This window comes from Acinetobacter sp. YH12116 (assembly GCF_013418895.1).
Classification (GTDB): Bacteria; Pseudomonadota; Gammaproteobacteria; order Pseudomonadales; family Moraxellaceae; genus Acinetobacter; species Acinetobacter indicus.
Genome location: NZ_VPBE01000015.1, coordinates 38868 through 62698 on the forward strand (window position 1 = coordinate 38868; position 23831 = coordinate 62698).

Annotated in this window: 19 protein-coding genes; 12 read left to right on the forward strand and 7 right to left on the reverse strand. The window is 47.2% G+C overall.

What is annotated here, in order from left to right; genetic code table 11:
• Positions 1–74: 74 nt before the first annotated feature.
• The 3 genes from FTU54_RS10045 to yccS form a co-directional block, all read right to left on the reverse strand.
• Positions 75–2654: a sulfite reductase flavoprotein subunit alpha gene (locus tag FTU54_RS10045; RefSeq protein WP_180074705.1), complete on the reverse strand. Its 2580-nt coding sequence runs from the start codon at positions 2652–2654 to the stop codon at positions 75–77.
• A gap of 166 nt (positions 2655–2820) precedes the next feature.
• On the reverse strand, positions 2821–3381 hold the full coding sequence (locus FTU54_RS10050; RefSeq protein ID WP_005179510.1) for a YcxB family protein: 561 nt from the start codon (positions 3379–3381) through the stop codon (positions 2821–2823).
• Between the two features lie 84 nt (positions 3382–3465).
• The gene (gene yccS, locus FTU54_RS10055) at positions 3466–5640 is read right to left on the reverse strand and encodes a YccS family putative transporter (protein WP_168370088.1); all 2175 of its coding nucleotides are present in this window, start codon (positions 5638–5640) and stop codon (positions 3466–3468) included.
• 135 nt (positions 5641–5775) lie between these two features.
• Here yccS and FTU54_RS10060 point away from each other — a divergent pair, with 135 nt between their 5' ends.
• Positions 5776–6999: a multidrug effflux MFS transporter gene (locus FTU54_RS10060; RefSeq protein ID WP_180074706.1), complete on the forward strand. Its 1224-nt coding sequence runs from the start codon at positions 5776–5778 to the stop codon at positions 6997–6999.
• Between the two features lie 93 nt (positions 7000–7092).
• Here the strand turns inward: FTU54_RS10060 and FTU54_RS10065 are convergent, their stop codons facing one another.
• Positions 7093–7797 carry a nitroreductase gene (locus FTU54_RS10065; RefSeq protein ID WP_104471189.1) on the reverse strand — a complete coding sequence of 235 codons (705 nt, stop codon included), beginning with the start codon at positions 7795–7797 and terminating at the stop codon, positions 7093–7095.
• 384 nt (positions 7798–8181) lie between these two features.
• Here FTU54_RS10065 and FTU54_RS10070 point away from each other — a divergent pair, with 384 nt between their 5' ends.
• The 3 genes from FTU54_RS10070 to FTU54_RS10080 all read left to right on the forward strand — a co-directional run bounded on the left by FTU54_RS10070 (position 8182) and on the right by FTU54_RS10080 (position 12827).
• Positions 8182–9441, forward strand: a complete 1260-nt coding sequence (locus tag FTU54_RS10070; RefSeq protein WP_180046351.1) for a DcaP family trimeric outer membrane transporter — start codon at positions 8182–8184, stop codon at positions 9439–9441.
• 597 nt (positions 9442–10038) lie between these two features.
• The gene (gene gltS, locus FTU54_RS10075; protein WP_180074707.1) at positions 10039–11277 is read left to right on the forward strand and encodes a sodium/glutamate symporter; all 1239 of its coding nucleotides are present in this window, start codon (positions 10039–10041) and stop codon (positions 11275–11277) included.
• Positions 11278–11351: 74 nt separating this feature from the next.
• Entirely contained in the window at positions 11352–12827 is a 1476-nt protein-coding gene (locus tag FTU54_RS10080; RefSeq protein ID WP_180074708.1) for a sodium:alanine symporter family protein, read from the forward strand.
• A gap of 66 nt (positions 12828–12893) precedes the next feature.
• Here the strand turns inward: FTU54_RS10080 and chrA are convergent, their stop codons facing one another.
• Positions 12894–14093, reverse strand: coding sequence for a chromate efflux transporter (gene chrA, locus FTU54_RS10085; RefSeq protein WP_005179498.1), 1200 nt, complete (start codon positions 14091–14093; stop codon positions 12894–12896).
• Positions 14094–14222: 129 nt separating this feature from the next.
• On the opposite strand from chrA, the gene FTU54_RS10090 reads away from it, so the two are divergent.
• From FTU54_RS10090 to FTU54_RS10120, 7 genes are all read left to right on the forward strand, one after another.
• Positions 14223–15254 carry a patatin-like phospholipase family protein gene (locus FTU54_RS10090; protein WP_180074709.1) on the forward strand — a complete coding sequence of 344 codons (1032 nt, stop codon included), beginning with the start codon at positions 14223–14225 and terminating at the stop codon, positions 15252–15254.
• Between the two features lie 270 nt (positions 15255–15524).
• Entirely contained in the window at positions 15525–15704 is a 180-nt protein-coding gene (locus tag FTU54_RS10095; RefSeq protein WP_227543056.1) for a hypothetical protein, read from the forward strand.
• Positions 15705–15989: 285 nt separating this feature from the next.
• Positions 15990–16505, forward strand: coding sequence for an acyl-CoA thioesterase (locus FTU54_RS10100; RefSeq protein ID WP_005179490.1), 516 nt, complete (start codon positions 15990–15992; stop codon positions 16503–16505).
• A gap of 151 nt (positions 16506–16656) precedes the next feature.
• Entirely contained in the window at positions 16657–17238 is a 582-nt protein-coding gene (locus FTU54_RS10105; RefSeq protein WP_180074710.1) for a TetR/AcrR family transcriptional regulator, read from the forward strand.
• A gap of 4 nt (positions 17239–17242) precedes the next feature.
• Positions 17243–18442 (forward strand): MFS transporter, encoded by a 1200-nt coding sequence (locus FTU54_RS10110; RefSeq protein ID WP_168370091.1) that lies wholly within the window; start codon positions 17243–17245, stop codon positions 18440–18442.
• Between the two features lie 11 nt (positions 18443–18453).
• Complete coding sequence (locus tag FTU54_RS10115) at positions 18454–19347, forward strand: LysR substrate-binding domain-containing protein (protein ID WP_075174579.1); 894 nt, start codon at positions 18454–18456, stop codon at positions 19345–19347.
• 147 nt (positions 19348–19494) lie between these two features.
• Positions 19495–20112 carry a glutathione S-transferase family protein gene (locus FTU54_RS10120; RefSeq protein WP_005179481.1) on the forward strand — a complete coding sequence of 206 codons (618 nt, stop codon included), beginning with the start codon at positions 19495–19497 and terminating at the stop codon, positions 20110–20112.
• 70 nt (positions 20113–20182) lie between these two features.
• Here FTU54_RS10120 and FTU54_RS10125 read toward each other — a convergent pair whose 3' ends face one another.
• Both FTU54_RS10125 and FTU54_RS10130 read right to left on the reverse strand, forming a co-directional pair.
• Positions 20183–21787, reverse strand: a complete 1605-nt coding sequence (locus FTU54_RS10125; protein WP_016659317.1) for a bifunctional 3-(3-hydroxy-phenyl)propionate/3-hydroxycinnamic acid hydroxylase — start codon at positions 21785–21787, stop codon at positions 20183–20185.
• A gap of 313 nt (positions 21788–22100) precedes the next feature.
• Complete coding sequence (locus FTU54_RS10130; RefSeq protein WP_005179468.1) at positions 22101–22313, reverse strand: hypothetical protein; 213 nt, start codon at positions 22311–22313, stop codon at positions 22101–22103.
• A 456-nt stretch (positions 22314–22769) separates the two neighbouring features.
• On the opposite strand from FTU54_RS10130, the gene FTU54_RS10135 reads away from it, so the two are divergent.
• Complete coding sequence (locus tag FTU54_RS10135) at positions 22770–23777, forward strand: GTP-binding protein (protein ID WP_168389847.1); 1008 nt, start codon at positions 22770–22772, stop codon at positions 23775–23777.
• Positions 23778–23831 lie beyond the last annotated feature (54 nt).

A 23831-nucleotide genomic window follows, 5' to 3' on the forward strand; every position in this document is an offset into this window, starting at 1 on the left:
TAAAAGATCAAGATGAAAAAAACGGACATCAAGTCCGGTTTTTTCAATTTTAGTTTTCAGCAAGTTAGCAAAACTTAGTAGACATCACGGCGGTAACGGCCTTCACTGCGTAACTGATCCACCGTAGCTTCACCAAGCAGTTCAATCAGGGTCTGGTCAACATCGCTGGCCATGCCATCAATACTGCCGCAGACATAAATCACGGCACCTTGCTCAATCCAGCGTTGCAGTTCTTTGGCCTGTTCACGCAATTTATGGTGTACATATACTTTCTGTTCCTGATCACGCGAGAAGGCCACATCCAGACGCTGCAACATGCCGGTGCTTTGCCATGCAGACACAATATTTTCATAGAAAAAGTCATGTGCGCGCTGACGTTCACCGAAAATCAGCCAGTTCTGGGTATAGTCATGACGGATACGTGCCTGTAACAGACTCATCAGTCCGGCAATACCAGTCCCGTTACCAATACAGATGATTGGACGGTTGTCATCAATCAGGTGGAACGACTCATTGGTGCGAATGCGCAGGGCAATACTGCTCTGTAGCGGCGCATGTTGGGTGAGCCAGCCCGAACCAAGACCCAGTTGACCTTGGGCATCGGATTGCTGACGGACCACCAGACGCAGAATCTGCTGTGATGGAATGCTGGCAATTGAGTATTCACGTGCAGGCAGGGTCGGTAACTGTTCCAGTAACTGTTCCAGATTGGCAAACGGCTCGACTTCAATGGTCAGGTCTTTGTCCCAGAGCGCCTGTTCAATCGGTTCACCAGTCGAATCTAGCAGGGTACCCGGCTGAATCTGATGCTGTTGTATAAAGGCTGCCAGACGCTCAGGACTGTTCCCTGGCTGGATTTCGGCAATATCACCGGCTTCCCAGTGTGCTTCGTGTTGCGGCGCCAGCTCGATATTATAGGCTGGTGCACCCAGACTGTTCGGATTGAGCAGATCACGCTGTTTCAGAATCCAGCTGTCAAAGGTCTTGTGAATGTCCATGCCTTGCAATTCAAGCTGGGTGGCTTGAGCTAGTGCTGTATTCCAGCGTTGGATATCTTCATTGCTGGCATTGTCCACTTCAATGGTGGCAAACAGAGGCTGCGCCTGATTGCGTTGTAACCACTGATCAATTTTATGACCAAAGCTGCAGTAGCTGTCCGGATATTCCTTGGAGCCCAGCGCCAGTACCGCATAACGCAGATGCTGTAAATTGGCCGAGCTGCTCAGGATTTTCTTGTCAAAGCTGGAGGCTAAATCAGGTGCTTCACCGGTACCATAGGTACTGGCTACAAACAGCACCTGTTCTACCGATTGCAGATCTTCCAGACTCAATTGCTGGACCGGTTTCACGGTCACCGGCTGATGCGCTTCCTGCAAACTGGTCGCAGTACGCCAGGCCAGCTGTTCAGCCACGCCGGTTTGGGTAGCGTAGGCAATCAGCCACGGTTTGGCATTTGGATCAACCGTGACGGCGCTTGCGCTATTCCGTGCTGCCTGGGTCAGTTTCTTCTGCTTGCGACGTTTCAGATACAGCATCCAGCCGGTCACAAAGAACAGCGGCATCAGCAGGGAAGCGACCATGGCAAAGAACTGGTACACCGGACCAAAGAAGCTGCCACGGTGAACCGGTAACATGCTGCTCATGATTTTTTCATTGAGCTTTTTATCTTCATACAGGCTGATGTCGGTGAGGCTGGCCGTCTGATAGTTATAGGTTGCACTATTACGGGCACGTTCATGCTGCGGTACTGCATCGACAAAGTTCAGGCTGACTTCACCATTGGCCTGTTTGGGCAGATTCAGGGTCATGGTTGAGTAGTCGCGTCCCAGTTGTGCCTGTACGCCAGTCCAGGTCTGGTTTAATACAGCCTGCATTTGCAGCGAATCCAGTCCTTCCGCACGCTCGCCACGACCTTCACGCGCAGCACCTTCGCCACGTTCACGGCCTTGCGGCGCGGCATTGGCCTGCATTTGCGGTTGTGGACGCTCTACGCCCAGCACCTTGAACATGCCATTACGCCACCAGTCATAAGACCAGTACAGGCCGGTACAGGCTAGAATCAGGTAGAAAATCACCACCCAGGTGCCGACAACGGCGTGTAAATCCCAGATAAAGTTACGGCCTTTGAGTTTTGGCTTCACAAAGAACCACTGTTTTACCGAATGCTTTTTCGGCCAGCGTAGATACAGACCACTCAAGACAAAGAAAATTAGCATCAAGGCACAGGCACCGGTAATCTGCTTGCCGACCGGGCCAACGGTCAGGTTACGGTGTAACTGCTGGATAAACTGGAAAAATTCACGGCCTTTAATCTCGGGTAACACTTCTGCGCTGTAGGGGTTAATCAGCACATTCTGGCCGCAGCGTGTACCTTCTTTGGCAATATTGACACTGGACGATGCTGCCGGATCGGAGGCAATGGTAATGCTATTAATTTTGGTTTCAGGCTGAGTCAGCTGAAAATGCTGATAGATTTCCGCCGGGGTGAGCTTGGCCCGGTTTTCGACCTGCACGGTATAACTGTCCGGATTCATCCATTTTAGAATTTGTTGTTCATAGGAATAAATCGCACCGGTAACACCCATCAGTGCGAGAATCAGGCCCGCACTAATTCCAAGGAACCAGTGCAGCTGGAAAAATATTTTTTTAAGCATAGCAATACAGCAGCAGTGTGAAGAGAACAATGGGCGAAATTATAACTGAAGAATAGCGAGATGGAATAGAGTTTGAATATAATATTTATTCTCATTATCATTTAGATTGGTACAAACCGGATAAAAAAACCTCCAGCAGGGTGGAGGTTTTTTTGAACATACAGGCTTAAAGCTGTTTTGGCTCACCTACAGATTCAAGCAGGTGCTTACGAATGGTTTTAAAAGAAAAGTTTTTAGAATCCAGACGTTTTGGCAAGATATAAGCGCCTTGCTGACCTTTGACGGTAAAGTTCACCAGAATGAAATCCGGGGTAGAATACCATTCATAAATATCTTTCCAGCTAATCGCGCCCATGCCTTCTTGCAGGCCCATTTGCTGGCGCATGATGATGCCGTGCGGTTGCACGCCCAGACGGATGCCTTTAATTTCCTGTACCGGAAATTCATTCATTTTGCGTTTGGCATACCATTCCAGACCGAATTTACGGATCAGGAAGTACAGCACCACACAGACCAGAGCTACCCAGCAGAAAATGGTGGAATAGTTCTTGATCAGGATAATCCCCAGAATAGACAGGGCCGTAATAATGCCCATGATCGCCCAGGCTTTGGTGCCAATTTTGTTGGTGCTACGCCAAATTAAAAGCTGGGCATGACGTTGCTCGGCTTCGCTAATGTCGTAGTTCACAGGCTGTAAAGTATAAGCGTATAAATTTTTCGCGGTCATAGTGGAACTAACAAATTTCAAACTCAGAAAAGTTTAGCATTAATTACAGCATTTCAGGAGTCTATTGTTGCAAAATCATCCGAATTATAACGAGGCCAGTTCGGTGGCATCCTGATCACGGTCATGGCTTAAACTCTGTTTTAGCTGACTCAGTTGATGCAGGATGGTCAGCATCAGCGATAACTGCTGCAAAATAATCAATCCCTGTTGATCTTCCTGATGATTTTGGCTTAAACGCTGCCGGATGGTATGCAGCATATTTTGCGAAGACAGATCGGGTACTTCATCGTTCAGCAAGGCACCGCGAATATCTTCCAGCGCTTTATCCAGCAGGGTTAAAATCTCTGGATCTTCAATTTTTTCCCGGTGTGCCCCCAGCGCGGCAATATAGCTGATAAAGGTATGATTCAGGCACAGCAATTCAAAAGCCTGGGCTTTTTGCGAGGCATCAAAATCCGGTTCAGTGGCCAGGGTAGAAATGAGCGAGGCCAGTTCGGCATCGGTATTATGCGCTGCACGGCGTACCACGCGATAGGTCAGGCCGTTATTGCGCCCGGTTTTGTATTGCTCGATCACTTCGGTCAGGTAATCACACTGCGCATTTAAGGCACGGCGAATGGTGCGCGGTAAACGGCGGAATTTCCAGTCCGGGAAAATAAAGCTGACGCCAAACCAGGCCAGTGCACAGCCAATTAAAGTATCAATCATACGCGGCAGGGCGGCGGCAAAGCCCATGCCATCGAGGTTAAAGTTAATCAGCGCCAGAATGGTAATAAAGGCGGTGGCTTGGGCATACTGCTTACTGCGTAATTCAAAGAACAGAATTCCGCTGACTACCAGCAGCAACAGCTGACCTTCGACCGACGGAATAAAATATAAGATGCTATAACCGACCAGAATCCCGACCAGGGTGCCGACAATCCGCAGGCGTAAGCGGCGTTTGGTGGCGTTAAAGTTGGGTTGGGTCACAAACAGTGCGGTCAGTAAAATCCAGTAGCCGTATTCAATATTGGTGACCTGGACAAAAATATAGCCAATCAGCAGCACCGCCGATAATCGAATGGCATGCCGGAACAGCACCGATTCCGGAGTTAAATGCTGCTTGATGCGGATGACCATATCATCCCAGCCTTTCAGGTCATCATCTTTAAGCTGGTTTTCAATATGTTTGGTTTTATCCAGCTTGATATAACGCTCGGTTTCCAGGTTGCGTAACTGCGCGTCAATAGATTTAAGGTTCTGATACAGGGCAAACAGGGCATTGACCCAGACCTGATCATACTGCTGTTCGCTACGTAGCTTTTGCAGCGAATGTTTCAGGTTTTCAAAGGCATGTTTAAAACGTTTGCTGTGAATATAGGGTTCACGCTTCAGGATGCTTTCGCTTAAATCTTTACAGGCCTTGCCCTGAATCGCCAGAATGCGCTGGAAACGGAACAGGATGTCGCTGTGCTCAAAAATTTTGGCCAGTTTCTGATAGTCAATATGCGCAGAGTCGGCGCGTTCATGAATATCCTGGGCAATAAAATAATACTGCAGGCTGCGGCGGGTGTCTTTCTGGCCACGGTCACCTTTTAAACGGGTCAGTAGCGCGGTTTTCAGTTCATTAAACAGGCCAATCAGCTTGCCATTTTCCATTGACAGGTCAATCAGGCTTTGCTGATAGCTGCCGGGGGTCATATCGACATCAAACAGATTGGATTTGGCAAACAGGAAATCGCCTAACGAGGCATAGCTTTGCGAAAGTTTGTCTTGTAGCTGCCGTACCGGAAACAGTAAAAAGCTGATGGTGGAAATCAGCCCGTACCAGACTGCACCGGCCACCAGCAAGGCTGGCTGGGTGTACCAGTCTTCAAACAGGTCCACACCGAGCATGGCATAAACCGAAATCACCAGACAGCCATAGGCAATGGTGGCATAACGCCGGCCCAGAGAACCGAGCAGAATCAGGCCAATACAGGAGATAATCAGGCCAATGGCAAACAGCACCGGATGTGGAAACAGCAGCTGAATGGAGGCGGCGGTAATAAAAAAGCCGATATAGGTATAAGTCTGGTTCAGGATTCTTAAAGAGAAGCGGTCATCAATATCGCTTAAACCGGCTGCGACCACGCCCAAGGTTAGCGGAATGGTGGCCAGCTGATAGCCGAGCAGATAAGGAACAAAGGCGGTGCCGGCAAAGGCGATCATCATCCGGATGTTATAGATAAAGGCCGTGTTGTAGGCAATGTGTTTGAGACGTGTGAGCCAGGATTTCAAGACTGTTCCTTAAACGAAGCCAGATGCTATGCAGCGGGCAGCAATTATGTGAAACTTCACTTTCAGTACCCTGAAATAATACTATGGACTGTGTACCTTGTCTTTAAATCAGTCATTTAAAAAAGAAATATGAATATGTCCGATTCCCATGCCAGTGCAAGCCCGCAGCAGCAGTATCCATCTTCCTGGATTTTACTGCTGGCATTGCTGACCTCGCTTGGTCCGCTGTCGATTGATATGTATCTGCCGGCCTTGCCCCAAATGGCAGATGATTTTGGGGTCAGCACACAAATGGTGGCCAATAGTCTACCGGCTTATTTTCTGGGCCTGGCGATTGGACAGTTAATTTATGGCCCTTTAAGTGACCGGATTGGCCGTAAAACCCCACTGTATTTTGGTTTGGGACTGTATTTTCTGGCCAGCCTGCTCTGTGTTTATGCCCAGGATGAATGGAGCCTGATTGCTGCGCGGGTGTTACAGGCCTTAGGGGGCTGTGTCGGGGTGGTGATTGCCCGTGCGGCAATTCGTGACCGGCTGGATATGCAGGCTTCCGCGCAGGCTTTTTCCAGCATGATGATTGTGACCGCAATTGCGCCCATTATTGCGCCGGGTCTGGGGGCGATTGTGCTGAGCTTTTTTGACTGGCAGGCGATTTTTGTCTGTCTGGCCATCATGAGTTTGGTCTGCTGGCTATGTGTTCATTTTTTCTTTCAGGAAACCCTGCCGCCAGAGCGCCGTCTGAAATTGAATTTCTATCAGGTACTGACCCTCTATCTGGCGATTTTTAAGGACCGCAGTTTTTATTTACCGATGATCGCTGGCTGTTTTACCGGCGGGGCGATGTTCTGTTATATCAGCAGTTCTGCCGCTGTTCTGATGGATGGTTATGGCCTGAACCAGCAGCAGTTTTCGATTGCTTTTGGTGCCAATGCGGTCGGTATTATGCTGGCCTCGACCTTAAACAAGCATTTGGCAACCAGCAGCTCTTTAATGACCCGTTTAAAAATAGGCGGTACGGTGCAGGGCACTGGCGCGCTAATTCTGGTCATCGCCGGGCTGATGAGCCATGCGCCGATTGCTGTGGTTTTTGCCGGGCTGTTTTTAGCTGTGGCCGGAATTGGTTTTACTGGCCCCAATGCCATGGCGTTGGCGATGTCGGAGCAGGGTGCCCGTGCCGGTACAGCCAGTGCGATTATGGGCAGTATGCAATTTAGCTGCGGTTTAATTGGCGGCTTAATGCTGAATGTACTGATCTGGGATGCTTTATTAAATATGGGCAGTGTGATGCTGCTGTTTATTCTGATTGGGGTGAGTGCGATGTATATCATGCATCGGGAGCGGAAATTAAAAACCGCCTAACCCCGATTCATTCTTATAAATAAAAAGAAGAAACCCGGGTGGTTTCTTCTTCGCTCTTTAAGCTGTTGCAGCGTGAGGGCCAGAGCTAAAAAATTATTCTACAAACACGGCAAATTCTTCGACCGGTACGCGCGGGGTAATAAAGCTATTTACAATATGCTCTGGATCGGCATAACCCAGGGCCATACCACAGACCAGTTCTTCATCGGCCGGGGCGTTTAAGACCTCCAGTACAATGCGATGAAAGCTATTCCAGGCTGCTTGTGGACAGGTGTCCAGCCCGCGTGCCTTGGCGGCAATCATCACGTTTTGCATCATCATGGAAAGATCCATTTTTGAACCAATTTCCAGGTCACGGTGTAGGGTAAAAAACAGGCCTACCGGTGCATCAAACAGCTGAAAATTACGCAGATGCTGCGCGGCCATCTTCTGCTTTTCACCTTTTTCAATATTGAGTAGGCCATACAGTCCCCAGCCATTTTCACGGCGCCGCTCAATAAAAGGCGAGAACCATTGTTCCGGATAATAGGAAAAGGTGGCCTGATAATCGGCCGCACGTTCAGGATGCAAATACAGTTCAGTTTGTGCCTGACAGACCCGATCAATGAGTTCCTGACGCTTTTGACCGGTCACTACATACACCTTCCACGGCTGAATATTGGTGCCAGAAGGTGCGCGGCTGGCCACGCTTAGAATATCTTTAATCATTTGCGGATCGACCGGCCGATCTAAAAAGGCGCGCACTGAATGACGCGAGCTAATGGCCTGATCGACCAGTTGTACTTGTCCTTTATCCATGAAAAATCCCTTAAAATGTTTATGTTCTAATCAACTGTTGCTATATACAATAGTCTAATATTTAACCGGGTGGGTAACTTTTGCTTTTCGATAAAACTATGATAATTCGATATTTTTACAAACGAGAATTAGAAAAATTGATCAGTCCTTTATCCTTATACGTTAGAAGTGATTTTAATAAAATAAATTAATTGTTAGATTGAAAGCATAAAACGATTACAGTTTTGTGTAATTCTTTATCGATAAGACTTTTAATTAGTTGATAAATAGCAAAAGTGTGATGATTAAATGACATTTAAATTAGGGATGCTTGCCATCTGAGTCAGTATTTAAAATGTCTTAAAAGAGCACGGATGCGCATTATTTTTTACTCTGGAGAAACCCATGGATCGTAAAATCCAAACTTCACTTATCACAAAAACATTAGCGGTCGCAATTACAGCAGCAATGGCGTCTACGGTACAGGCGGCAAGCACTGAACAACAACAAATTCAAGAATTACGCCAGGAAGTACAAGCACTCAAAGCTTTAATTCAACAGCAGCAACAGGTTCAGCAACAGCAACAAGTCCAGATTCAGCAAGTGCAGGCGCAACCGGCACCTGCAGCAAAATCGGCTTCACCATTTTCCTTAAAGTCGAAGGGCGGTGCTGAAGTCAATCTGTACGGTTTTGTGCGTGGTGATGCCAACTATATTGTTGAAGGTGCAGACAATGACTTCAACTCGGTACATACCAGCACAGGTGCTGCTAAAGACAAATTACGTGCAACCCCAAAAACTACACGTTTAGGTCTCGATTTCTCTTCACCAGTAGGTGACCGTAAAGTGGGCGGTAAAATTGAAGTTGACTTTGCTGGAACCAACGATGCATTACGTATCCGTCATGCATACTTAACGCTGGACAACTGGTTATTGGGTCAAACCACCTCTAACTTCCTGTCAAATCATGCACCAGAAATGATTGACTTTGGTACCAACGTCGGCGGCGGTATTACCCGTATTCCACAAGTGCGTTATAGCCACAAACTGGCACCGGCGACTCAATTGTTGGTTTCTGCTGAAGAAGGGAATAGCTCTGCTACTGGTAGTGATGTGACTTATCGTGTACCAACGGTAACAGCTAAATTGACTCAAGGCTTTGCTGAAGGTAAAGGTGCCGCATCAGCACGTGCATTGGTTGAACACTATAAGGCTGAATCAGGTGATGACAAAACAGGTTGGGGTGTAGCTGCAGGTGCATATTATCAGGTTGCAGAACCACTAAAAGTATCGGCTGATGTTTCTTATGTTCAAGGCAACAGCAATTATCTATACGGTGCGAATACTGCATTTGTAGAAGGTGCTAATGGTGATATTGAACAAAATGAATTTACTGCTTTCCAGGTCGGTGCAACCTATAAGTTTGCGCCAAACCTGCGTTCAACACTCGGTTATGGTGCTATTTTTGCAGATGATGGTACAGACTACGCAGCCTTAAATGAAGATGCAAATAAAGAAGTGTATCAAGCATGGTTAAACTTTATTTATTCGCCAGTAAAACCAGTTGATTTGGGTATTGAATATATCAACGGTGAGCGTGAAACCTTTGCAGGTGAAACGTTTAAAGACAACCGTTTTGGTTTAATGGCACGTTATAACTTCTAAGTGCTGAACCAAAAAAGAGGTGGCTTGCCACCTCTTTTTTTTTATTTACCATTTTAAAAAAACAATTTTAAATTCAGTTGCTTAAATTTATAGTTAAAAGCAATAAGTTAGACTAATAGCGAATAGCGTTAAAAAAATAAAGATTTTTAGAGAAAAAGATGCATAATGTGCGATTTTTTAAGCTGTATTGTTCAGCTTTTTCTATGAATTAAGATGTATTTGTTGGCTACATGAAGCAATGCATTTTCTATGTTTAGGAGCCTATATGAGATTATCTTTCTATAGTAAGCCTATTCAGAGATTTCAGCCTGACATTACCCTGCCACTGAAGTGTCTGTATTTTATTTTTCACTCCTTCTTTTTCAGGCAGTGCCGGTTGATATGAATTTGAGGAGCGAAGCTGAGTCTTGCGCTCCAGCTCAGATGCTTCATCGCCAAATCAGAAATTTTTCTGATTTACATTATTCATATTGCAGAGTTTTCCCGTTTATTTAAATTAAACAGAGCAGCCTTATCATAAAAGGTGCTTATATCATCAGGTTTAAATAATCAGAACCGGAAAACAATAAGCATTGACCATATTAAATGGATATTGCCATGGAATTTACTTTTAATGCGTTTTACACCTTAATTGCGGCTGTAATCGTTCTCCTTTTGGGACGTTTTTTAGTTAACAATATTGATTTTCTAAGACGTTACAACATCCCGGAACCTGTCGCGGGCGGTTTGGTCGCTGCGGTAGTGTCTTTAATCGTGCACAATTTCTGGGGCTACAGCATTACCACCAGTAGTGAGCTACAAACCAGTTTTATGCTGATTTTCTTTGCCTCCATCGGTTTAAGTGCCAACTTTGCCAAACTGCGTGAAGGCGGTATTGGTCTGGTGATCTTTCTGATCGCAATTTCACTATTCATCATTGTACAAAACTTTGTCGGGATTAGTCTGGCGACAGTATTGGGCATTGATCCGCTAATTGGTATGATTGCCGGTTCCATTACCTTAACCGGTGGTCACGGGACTGCGGGTGCATGGGGTGAAATCCTTGAGGTTGAACATGGTATTCAGGGGGCTTTGGCCCTGGGGATGGCCAGTGCGACCTTCGGTCTGATTATTGGTGGTATTATTGGTGGGCCATTGGCCAAACTGCTGATCAACCGTTATCAGTTGGCTACACCACGTACCGATGCACAAATTGAACAGCGTGACAATACGCCAGTTGAACCGGTACCGGGTGAGTTTGTGCCATTTGAATATCCGCATCAGGTGCGTTTAATTACCGCAGACAATGCCATTACCACTTTAGGTTTATTTGCAGCCTGTCTGGCCTTTGCCGAGTTTATGACCGGTTATGCCAAAGGCACGCTGTTTGAATTGCCAACTTTCGTCTGGGCTTTGGCTGGCGGGGTAATTCTGCGTAACGTATTAGAAGGCATTTTCAAAGTCACTATTTTTGACCGTGCGATTGACGTATTTGGTAACGCTTCATTGTCTTTATATTTGGCGATGGCATTGCTGTCATTGAAATTATGGCAACTGGCAGATCTGGCGGGCCCGCTAATGGTCATTCTAGGCGCGCAAACCATCACCATGGCCTTGTATGCGGCCTTCATTACCTTCCGTGTTATGGGTAAAAACTATGATGCTGCTGTACTGGCTGCGGGTCACTGTGGTTTTGGTATGGGTGCAACACCTACTGCGGTTGCCAACATGCAGGCCGTTACCAATATGTACGGTGCTTCTCATAAAGCCTTCCTGATTGTACCGCTGTGTGGTGCTTTCTTTGTCGACTTGATTAATGCGACTGTCATTCAAGTCATTCTTAAGTTTTTTGTTTAAGTAATTTGAGTGGAAAAGCCTTGTTAAAAGGCTTTTCTTTTTAGGATGACTCAATCAGCAAAGGGTGCGAAAAAATGAATGAACAATTAAATGAAACCCTAATGTCCTGGGTGACGCTTCTAAATACCCCGCTGTGGGATTTTCTGGTGATCTTTCTGGTTGGTGTCGGGATATTTTATACCCTGATCACCGGCGCTGTACAAATTCGCCTGTTCTGGCGCAGTATTAAAGCCATGAGGTCGAGCCGTAAAAAAGGCGAAGACAGTTATGGGATTACCCCATTTCAGGCCCTTGTGACCGGTTTGGCCAGTCGGGTCGGGGTCGGTAACGTTGCCGGTGTTGCGATTGCGATTGCGATTGGTGGTCCGGGTGCGGTGTTCTGGATGTGGTTTACCGCATTTTTAGGCATGAGTTCGGCCTTTGTCGAATCTTCACTGGCGCAGCTATTTAAGGTGCGTGATACCAGCAACCAACAGTTCCGTGGTGGTCCGGCCTATTACATTACCCAAGGCCTGAAACAGAAATGGCTGGGTGTAGTATTTGCGGTTGCCCTGATTTTAACTTACGGTTTCGTGTTTAACGCGGTGCAGGCCAACTCGATTATCAGTGCCACATCACATGCCTGGGGCTGGAATCAGGCCAATCTGACTGTGCCAATGGGTGCATTCAGTTTTGAACTGTCCTGGTTGGGGCTGGTTCTGGTCGTCATGACCGCCATGATTATTTTTGGCGGGATTAAACGTATTGCCAAAGTCGCAGAGAAGTTTGTCCCGATTATGGCGCTGTTATATCTCGTGGTGGCGCTATATATCGCAGTGATTAATATACCGATTATTCCGGATATTTTCCGCCTGATTTTCAGCAAGGCCTTTGAGTTTGATGCCGCTGCCGGTGGTTTCTTTGGGGCGATGGTGTCGATGGCGATGATGATGGGCATCAAGCGTGGTCTGTTCTCCAATGAAGCGGGGATGGGTTCTGTACCAAACGCGGCTGCTGTGTCGGATGTAAAACATCCAGTGAATCAGGGACTGGTACAGATGCTGGGCGTATTCGTGGACACCTTTATTGTCTGTTCATGTACCGCAATTATCATCCTGTCTTCCGGTTTATATCAGAATGCCGGTTTTGAAGGGGTGACCCTGACCCAGATGGCGCTGGAAAGCCAGATTGGCCATTGGGGCGATGACTTCCTGGCCATTATCCTGTTTATGTTTGCTTATTCGTCGATTATTGGGAACTACGCCTATGCCGAAGGTAACGTGCAGTTTATTAACAATAACCGCAAGATCATGCTGATTTTCCGTTTGTTGGTGCTGTTTATGGTGTATTTCGGCGCGATTGCTACCGTACCACTGATCTGGTCGATGGCTGATCTGTTTATGGGTGTGATGGCCACCATCAACCTGTTTGCCATTTTACTGCTGACGCCATTTGTGCTGATGTTGCTAAAAGACTTCAAAGCACAGCTGAAGCGTGGCGTGAAAGAGCCGGAATTTAAACTGGACAATCATCCTAAATTTAAAGACCGGGTTAATTCCGATATCTGGTAATACAAACAACAACAGCCTCATCATGAGGCTGTTGTTTTATTAATAGCAGGTTATCTTTTAGATGCTTTAGCTTAGCAAAGACAGCAAACCCATATACACGCCAAAGCTACCAATCAGGCTGACCCACACCGGCAGTTTGCTTTTCAGTAAAACAATCACAAACATCACAAACGCCAGATCCAGCACTGATGTTAAATAATCCTGTCCCATATCAACAATGAGCGCCAGCAATAAACCCACCACCGCGGCATTAATACCAATCACCGCATGTTTGATTTTGTCCTGATGCATCAGCCAGGACCAATGCGGCAGGGTAGCAAAAATCAGAAAGAACGAGGGCAGGAAAATGGCGATGGTGGCAATGATCGCGTTCAGCACCGGATAGGCGGTTAAATCCAGAAAATAGCCGACATAGCTGGCAAAGCTGAATAAAGGACCCGGCATGAGCTGGGCAAAGGCATAGCCTAAATCAAACTGCTGGGCTGAGATCATGCCGGTACTGACAAAGTCCTGATGCAGCAGCGGTAAAATAATATGCCCACCACCAAAGACCAGTGCAGCAGACTGATAAAAGCCTAAAAAGCCTTCAGCCAGCAGATTCGGATTGATCCAGTTCAGCGCACCGAGCAGCAGAAATGGACAGATAAATAAGATTAGCCAGAGTGTAGTCGAGCCGAAACTGCGCTGTTCCAGCTGAAAGCTCGGCGTGGTATGACTGCCGCTTTGAGGTTGTGCTTTGGCAATCCACATGCCGGCCAGACCAGCCAGCACAATCACCAGAATCTGGTTATATGACAGTGGCAGGAACCAGATCATGAGTGCGGACACGAGCATTAGCAGGTATTGCCACCAGCTTTTGCAAAAGCTTTGCAGCATTTGCCAGAAGGCCCAGAACACCACCGCCAGTACAATCAGTTGAATGGCATGAAAATACGCCGAACTGATCCACGGGAATAACTGCTGACCGATAAAGGCCAGTAGGGTCATCAGCAAGGCCGAGGGCAGGGTAAAACCCAGCCAGGCCACCACTGAACCTAAATAGCCACGTTTTAAATAGCCAATGGCCAGTCCGACCTGACTGCTGGTCGGGCCGGGCAACAGTTGCGCTAAAGCGACGACCTGGGCATAGTCTTCATCTTTGAGCCAGTGCAAACGCTGCACAAAAGTCTGGTGAAAAAACACCAGATGCGCGGCTGGGCCCCCAAAAGATAAGCATCCCAGCTTAAAGAAAATCAGAAAAATCTGTGAATAAGATAAAGAAGACATTGGCTAGAATTTTAAAAAACCCGACTTAAGTTTAAACTGAGCAGATGACAGTTTAACGAATTTAAACAATGCACTGCAGAAAATCTCCTTAGACTACAGCAGGCCTGTCGAGTTCAGATCGAGGAATTCATGTTGAATAAAAATCTTGGCTTTATCAGTATGATGGGGGCAGTCATGCTGACCTTAGGCGCCTGTCAGCATCTGCCAGAACAGCATCAGCTGGTGTCCTCCCAATTAATGGCGCCCCCGGCAATGGCTGAGGCCAGCCAGCAGAACGCACGCATGAACTTTAAAACGTTGCCACAATATACCGGACAGGACCCGGTCATTGCTTTGGTGCTGGGCAGCGGCGGCGCGCGCGGTTATGCCCATATTGGCGTAATTGAAGTGCTGGAACAAAACGGCATCCGCCCAGATTTTATTGTCGGGACCAGTGCCGGAAGTATAGTCGGGTCGATTTATGCCAGCGGCAAAAGCGCGCATGAGCTGCGTCAGATTGCCCTGAACATGGAGGCCAATGATGTCCGTGACATCAAGCTGGATATGAAAGGCTTCTTCGATGGCAAAAAAGTCGAGAACTATGTCAATACGCAGGTCAACCAGTTGCCGTTAGAGCAGCTGCCAATTCCGATGTATGTGGTGGCCACCGAATTAAAACAGGGCAAGAAAGTGGTGTTTAATGCCGGCAATACCGGACAGGCGGTACGGGCGTCGGTGTCAATTCCAAGCATGTTTATTCCAACCCGAATTGCCAATGCCGAATATGTCGATGGTGGACTGGTCAGTCCGGTGCCGGTAAATGTCGCCCGCGAACTGGGTGCGGACATTGTGATTGCAGTCGATATTCTGGCCCAGCCGATGTATACCGAAACCAGCCATGTCTGGGGGCTGTTTAACCAGAATATTAATATCATGCAGAAGCATCTGGCTCAGGAAGAGCTGAAACATGCCGATATTGTGATTCAGCCAGATTTACGCGAAAAAGCACATATTTTTGATGTGCAGGGCCGCGAAGCCACCATGCAGGCCGGTGTGGTCGCCGCCTATGGCAAGCTGGGGCAGATTTCGCAGGTCTATCAGCATAAAGGCTATGCCGATGGTCACCGGATTCAAACCTATAACCTGCAACAAAATACTGTTGATACACATTCGGGGCGCTAGAATGCTGCCGGTTTTTTTCTATAACTTAAGTCGAATAAAAATGGCAAGAATGCTCATATTGCAATTTGCTTTTGGCGTTAATTGCCTGATGTTATTCAATAAAGGTATTTCGATTCATGCTCAAAAGGTTGCGATTAATATTTAAAGTTTATATATAAGTGTATTTTAATTCAGCTATTTAAGTTTACCTATTGTTAATAAAGCTCTTATACTGACCGCATTAGAATATAATGATTTATCTTAGAAGCTAAAACTGAGCAGGGCATGAGCATGAAGCAATTACACATTGGACAATCTGTACAACTGGCCAGCATGGAACAAATTATTTTTACCATTAAAAAAATTAATGCCGATGGTTCCTATGAAATTGAAGCCCAGCTCGATGCACAAAATGTTTTAAATTATGGTCATGTGTCGCCGGAAATGTTGCGTCATATCAACCCGGCTTAAAAACTCAGGCAGTAAAAGTCCAATTTTGGGCTGAGCTCATCGGCCCGAATGGAAAAAATCCACCTCCTGACGCACCTGCTGAAATCCTGTTCAAGTGGTGTCGGGATGTGGATAAATAATTGAAAATTCAAGTAATAGCACAAAACACTATATATTTTTCTAAATAATACCCCAATCACCATAAATAATAATGATGACTTTATTGCCGAATTGAACATTTAATTTGTGTTAAAAACGATATAATAATATTCACATATCCTGTCTTTTATAAGAGCCGAAAACAAGATGTCCCCATTAGATCAGCTTAAACCCATCTTAGAAGATCAATCTGAATTAACCATGTCGGTGTTAATGACGCCAGATATGGCAAACTTTTCCGGTAATGTTCATGGGGGAACAATTCTAAAATTACTGGATCAGGTGGCTTATGCCTGTGCCAGCCGTTATTCAGGCAGCTATGTAGTTACACTTTCGGTAGATAAAGTGAACTTTAAGGAACCAATTCATGTCGGCGAGTTGGTGACGTTCCTGGCCAGTGTAAACCATGTAGGCCGTACTTCCATGGAAATTGGCATTCGCGTCGAAGCGCAGAATATTCAAAAACGCACCGTGCGTCATACCAACAGCTGCTATTTCACCATGGTCGCAGTTGATGAGCAGGGCAAACCCAAACAGGTGCCGGCCTTAAATCTGGACAATGACTGGAAACGCTGCCGTTTTGAAGCGGCAGAACAGCGTAAAGTGGCGCGTTTACAGGAAGGTACTCATCCATCTTGCAGTATTTACAAAAAGTCGATTTAAGTCTGACTTTCACTGTGTTGAAGAAAGACCTGAAATTTCAGGTCTTTTTTATTGCCACATTTTTTATACCAGACGACAGAAGAATCACTCGCCAGCCGGCACCAACTGGCTTATTATAAAACGATACGTATCGTTTCGTTTTGGACTGGGTATGGAAACTGAAAAATCATCACGGCGGCAGCAATGTATTTTAAATGCCGTGGTCAAGGCGCTGGCAGAGTATGACTATAGCCATCTGACCATTGAGGATATTGCGACGCGGGCCGGTGTGGGGAAATCGACCATCTACCGCTGGTGGAAACATAAATCCGAACTGGTGTTCGATGCCTTTAAGCTGCAAACCGCCTCGATTTTTGAACTCGACTTTAGCCAGTCTTTGCAGTTTAACCTGACCCAGCAATTGCTCAAGCTGAGTCAGGCGCTGAATCATCAGGTTGGGCGGGCGGTACTGGTGGTGATGGCCGAGCAGCGTGAAACTGCCGCGGCGTTTTTTCGTGAATATTTGCTGCCACGGCGTGAACAGATGCGCAAACTGATTCAGCTGGCGATTCAGCGTGGTGAAATTGTGGCGCAGTATCCGTTTGAACTGATGCTCGACACGCTATATGCACCGATTCATTACCAGATTATTTTCTTTAACCGGATGCCCGATGCCGACTATATTCAGCAGCTGATTGAGATGGTGCTGGCACCAGTCCGGCTTCAGCCACTTATTGACGCGCAGGAGCGCTAAGCCTATGTCTGCTCAAAGTTCTGCTGCATTATGGAATCGTGCATTTATTCTGTGTCTTTTCAATAACCTGTTTCTGTTTGTTTATTATTTTGCCCTGCTAGCCGTATTGCCGATTTATATCATGAATGATCTGGGCGGCACGGTCAAAGAAGCCGGTTTGGCTCTGACCCTGTTTCTGGTGTCCTCGATTGCCATCCGGCCGTTTTCCGGTTTAATCGTGGAAAAGCTGGGCAAGAAACTGTCTTTTCGTGGTTCTGAGCTGTGCTTTGTGCTGTTTGCCTTTTGCTATATCTGGATTGACAGCATGTGGAGCCTGCTGCTGGTGCGTTTTTTACATGGCATCTGGTTCAGTATTTTAACCACGGTGGCGGTGCCGGTGGCCAGTGACTTTATTCCAGAAGCGCGTAAAGGCGAGGGCATTGGTTATTTTGTGATGTCGACCAATTTGGGCGTGGTTTTTGGGCCTTTAATTGCCTTAACCACCATCCAGTTCACCAGTTTTCGGGTGTTGTTTGCCGTGCTGGCAGTGATTATGGCGATGGGTTTTCTGTTCTGCCTTAGCCTGAAACTGCAGGATGATCGGGTCAAACCAGCTAATCTGTCTGATCCATCTGCCACGAAACCCCGGCTGAGCCTGCATGATATTGTCGAAACCCGGGTCATTCCGGTGGGGCTGGTGGCCATGCTGACTGCCTTGGCCTATTCCAGCGTGATCAGTTTTATTACTGCCTATAGTGAAGCCAAGCAGTTACTGGCCTATACCAGTCTGTTCTTTGTGGTCTTTGCTGTGTCCATGATTGTGGTGCGGCCGTGGGTCGGCAAGCGTTATGATCGTAAAGGTCCAAGTGCGGTGATGTATCCGTCCTTTGTGTGTTTTGCCATGGGACTGGTGATTGTCAGCTTTTTATCTAATCCGTGGATTTTATGGCTGTCGGCGGTGTTTATTGGTATTGGCTACGGCACCTTGTTTCCGTGTCTGCAAACCGTGGCCATTCAAACGGTCAATAAACAGCGCATGGGTCATGCGATTTCAACGTTCTTTACCCTGTTTGATCTGGGGCTGGCACTCGGTTCCGTGCTGATGGGCATCCTGATTGCCTGGATGGGCTTCCAGCTGACCTATTTACTCTGCGCCGTGCTGGTGCTGTTGACCTTGCTGCTTTACAAAGCCATGGTCACACCAACCTTGCGTCAGGCTCCCTAAGAGGCTTCAACATGGAGTTAAGACATTTACGTTATTTTGTTGCGGTGGCAGAAGAGCTGAACTTTACCCGGGCCGCAGCCAGAATGTATACCGTGCAGCCATCTTTAAGCCAGCAAATTAAAGATCTGGAACAGGAGGTCGGGGTACAGTTATTGCTGCGTTCCAACCGTAAAGTGGAACTGACTCCAGAAGGCGAGGCCTTTTTAAAGCAGGCGCGTTTGTGTCTGGACTATGCCGACAAAGCCATTCAGGAAGCGCGGCAAGTGGCACAGGCGCAAAAAGCACAGTTGAATATCGGCTTTGTGCCGGTGGCCGAAATGAAAGTGTTTCCTTATATCATGCCGAATATTCGTGCCCAGTTTCCCGATTTAAAAATCCATTTTCATAGCCTGCCGGATGCCGAGCAGTTTAAGGCCTTAAGTCGGGCGGAAATTGATATTGCTTTTACCCGCTATCCAGATGAATCGGGAGCGTTTGAGTCAATCCGGATTTTTGATGAACCGCTGACCCTGATTGTGCCGAAGGATTCTCCGGCGGCCAGCTTAAAACATATCAGCATCAAAAGTTTTCAGCAGCAGGATTTTGTGATTAGTGATGAGCACGCTTCACCGCAGCTGTACAAAATTATTCAGGACTTTTTAAAGCAGTCCAGGCTGGAGATTCATGTGGTGCAGCATTCCACCAATATTCTGATGAACGTTAATCTGGTCGGGATGGGCGTCGGCTGGAGTCTGGTGCCGGCTTATGTGATTCCGCTACTTGGCGATAAAATTGTGGTGAAAAATACATTAGAGCCACTGCCGATGATTGGCCTCTATGCCAGCTATCGCAAACAACATCGCAGCGAAGCGATTGAGCTGATTTTAAAAGTATTGAAAGCACAGTTTTATATGGATTTTGGCTAAAGCAAACGTGTTACGCCCAACTACATATCGGCGCAGCCGGTTTTTTAAAATTGGTGAAGCCGTTAAAGATGGACACAAATCAACAGCGTTTCTCGCCGGACAGCAGGCTTAAAATATAAGCATTGATGCACTGTCGAGGAACTCCACATGCAACTGTATACGCATCCTCAATCACGTGGTCAGACCCTAATGCCGCTATTACAGGAGCTGCAGATTCAGGATCAGATCGAGATTATTCAGGTCAGTTGGGAAGATCTGCAACAGCCAGAGTATCGGGCCATGAATCCTTTGGGTAAAGTGCCGCTACTGGTCGATGGTCCGGTTTTTATTAGTGAAACCCCGGCAATTTTTGCCTATCTGGCTGATCATTTCTTTGAACAAGGTTTGGCCCCGGCCCTGGATGATCCGCAGCGCGGCGCCTATTTCAAATGGCTATTTTTCTGTCATGGCCCATTAACCGAATGGATTGACTTGAGCAATTTCCAGATCAGTCAGGCCCAGCTCGAACAGCATAAACGCGGTTTAGGGATGGGATTGCCGGAAGATCTGATGGCGTTTTTAAAACAGGGACTGCAGCAGGCCAACCCCTATTTGCTCGGTGAGCGTATGAGTGCCGCAGATTTGTATCTGGCGTACTGGCTGGCCTATGCCATTGCTCTGAAAGCCATTCCTTATCTGGAAGAATTCCGGCCGTATCTGCAATGGATGGCACAGCGGCCATCCTTAAGTCAGGTGATCTGGTTTCAGCAGCTGGATCAGCATTGAAACAGCGGCATGAACATGAGCGCGAATAGCAAAAAACCACGCCTGAGCGTGGTTTTTTGAAGGGTTCATCTTATTGGGCATGCAGTTTCTGGAACAGTTGCTGACTGGTACTTTCCAGGGTTTGCGGAATTGCCAGCGCCGCAACAAAACGGTCAGGGCGTAAAATTACCACCGAGCCTGTGGTTTTGCCAAACCAGCTGCGAATTTCTGTGCCCAGATCACCAATGGTAATCACATCTGCAGAGTGTTTCGGCTGTGGATGTTTGAGCTGCACCGCAGGAATTACCTGAATAAATTTCACCCCCAGTTTCTGCCATTGCTGCATGCTGCTGTCAGACAGTCCCCATTTTGGATCAACCCCCCAGGCGATAATCGCAAAATCATTGCCCAGTACGTCATCCAGCAGCACCGTTTCACCTGAGGCCAGTTGTACCTGCGGCTGAATAAACATTTTACCGACCGGCGAGTGTTTATCGGTTTGTGGCAACAGGGCGCCATCCTGATATTTCGGCATCGGCTTAAAGCGCATTTCCAGCAAATACTGTTTGATTGGCTTGATGTAATTCAGCACATAGGAAATACCATCACGGATAATACCTTGCCATTGTTTTGGCGGTGCCAGCACATGCCCGGCCATCACCGATAAATCAATCATGGCTTTGGCATGGTCTTTACGTTCAATCTGGTATGAATCGAGCAGCTCGGCAGCGGCTTTGCCCTGAATCACCAGCGCCATTTTCCAGGCCAGGTTAAAGGCATCACGCATGCCGCTGTTATAGCCCTGACCCTGCCACACCGGCATAATATGTGCTGCATCACCGGCCAGTAAAATCCGGCCGACACGGAATTTTTCGGCAATACGCGCATTGTGGGTATAGACACGCTGGCGAATGACCTCGATACCATCGGTGGTTGGCAAGACTTTAGACAGTAACTTGGCGATATTTTCCGGTTTGCTCAGTTCTTCCTGGGTTTCGCCCGGCATCACCATAAATTCGAAACGGCGGATGCCATGCGGCAGGGCGGCGGACACATAAGGACGCACCGGGTCACAGCACAGATAAATATGCGGCGTGGCCAGTGGGTCATTATCAATATCAATCACAATCCACTGGTTCGGAGCTGTTTTACCATCAAAGGCAATATTCAGACGACGGCGTACCAGAGAGTTGCCGCCATCGCAGGCAATCAGATACTGCGCCTGAATCACTTCCTGCTGACCCTCACGGGTATGCAGTTTGAGCGTCACGCCACTTGCATCTTGACGAAACTCGGTCAGTTCCCGGGAAAAAAGCACTTGGGTCTGTTCATATTGGGTCAAGCCGTTTAACAGCACCTGATCGACCTGCGGCTGGATAAAGGCATTGCGACGAGAGAAACCAAATTCGCGGGTCAGCGGTTGAATATCGGCAAAGCAGCGGCCTTTCGGGGTAAGAAAACGCATGGCATGATTGGGCGTGGTATGCGGCAAGACCTGATCGACCAGACCTAAAGACTGAATGGTCCGCAACGATTCATCATCAATCCCGATGGCGCGTGGGTAATCAATCAGGCGATCCAGCTGTTCCACCACCATCACCTGAATACCTTGTTTGCTTAAATAATTGGCGATGGTTAAGCCGACCGGACCGGCACCCAAAATTGCCACTTCAGTTGTATAGTTTGTTGTGTTCATCGCGAGGTCCATCCATCACGTCAGATTAACGTCCATTAACGGTGAAAGGCCGGGATTCAACAAGTTATGCCATAGTGGAAACAGAGGTCGACTGTAGAGGGTAGTAAATAAGATAATTTTTATAATTGATTGATTGGAATAATTTTTTTAATCAATACGCGATCATTCAGGATGATGTTACGATCATTTATTTCTATAGTAAGAAGATCATTTCCATAAAAAAGTGAAACCGCATCAAAGCGGTTCCACCTTCACGCAATAGTATTGAATACGGTGCTGCCATCAAAGATAGCAACGCACAGTATGGTAACTCTTAACGTGCAGTTTTTTCTTTGTCATCGCTTGATGCAGCTTCAGACGCAGGCTGATCTGCTGCACCGGCATTGGCCGCTGCTGCTGGTTGTTCCTGGGTGCTGACAATCACTTTGTCTTCAGTTTGGGTATTCGCTGGTGCTGCCGGTGCAGCAAAAGTGGTTGCGGTAGCAGCCGCAAACGTGGTCGCAAGTAAAATTTGAGTTAATTTCATGTTAGGCATCCTTTAATATTCATTTTAGAGTTGACCTCGTATGCACATCACCTGCATCGAGGACAGGCTTCATGCTATGCCGCAGTGGGAGATTGAGCAATCGAAGCAACAAAGCAAAAAATCTGCTTAACATTGGCTCTACATGAATGAAGAAAATGTAGCAATTGGGTAAGAATTTACCGTTTTTTGCATCTAAAATCGGCGAACTTACAGAGGAGATAGCTCGAACTATCCCCATGCCGGGATAAATAAAATTACATTGCTACCGATATTTCAGTGTTACGGGAAAAAACTACGGGCAGATAAATGTAATTAAATTTTTCTAAAAGATAGCAAAGGTAGGTGCATTTTCTGGCTCAAGCTGAAAAAATCTCAGCCAGAAAGCCGCAGTGCTGGCTTGAACCACATGGCAATCTTGCATAGCATGCAAACGTTGCCCAGCCAAAGAGTAGACCTGTGAAACTGATTGCACCGACACGCGCCGTTCCAACCCATATTATTTCCGGTTTTCTGGGAGCCGGGAAAACCACACTGTTACAGCAGTTGCTGCGCCAAAAGCCGGAGCAGGAAGTCTGGGCGGTGTTGATGAACGAATTTGGCCAGATCGGCATCGACCAGCAGATTTTGCCGCAAAGTGACGGTTTTGAAATTAAGGAACTGCTCGGTGGCTGTTTATGTTGCAGCAGCCAGTTACCAATGCAGATTGCCTTGTCACGCTTGCTAGATGAAGCCAAGCCCGACCGGCTGTTTATTGAACCTACCGGATTGGGCCATCCGCTGCAATTACTGGAACAGCTGACCGAACCGCACTGGCACAGCCATCTGGACATGCGCGCCTTGGTGACCGTGGTGGATGGTTCACGTTTGCATGATGCTGACTGGACCCAGCAAAACCTGTATACCGACCAGTTAAAAGCCGCCCAGATTATTGTGATTTCACATCCGGATCAGATGCAGCCGGCAGATGAACAGGGCCTGGAAAAATTAAAACAGGAATATCAGGCCTATGCACCGCGCTGGCTAGCTGCTGAAAACGGTCAGCTGTCATTGGCTGAAATTGATCTGGCGCATGTCGGCATCCAACGTAAAATCCAGCCTTTATTGCAGCTGCAACGCACACTGCCAGCACAGGCAGAGCTGCCGGAAATTAAACAGTTGCCCTATCATTATGTGGAAACAGCGCAGGGGTATTCGGTGGCGGGCTGGAAATTTTCCCGGCGCTGGCAATTTGACTTTTATGCGCTACTGGATCTGCTCTGTGAGCAGCAGGACTGGTTGCGGATTAAAGCAATTTTTCACACCAATCAGGGCTGGAAAACCTTTAATTTCAATCCGCAGCAATTTAACTATCAGTCATCGCCCGAAAATACCGATAACCGGATCGAGCTGATTTATCGTAACACCCGGGACTGGAGTGCGTTTGAGGAACAGCTGCTGGCCTGTCGTATTGACAATACTGCCTAGAATCTGTTCAGCACGGGGCAGCAAAATTCGATATGCTATGCGCCAAATTTGAGG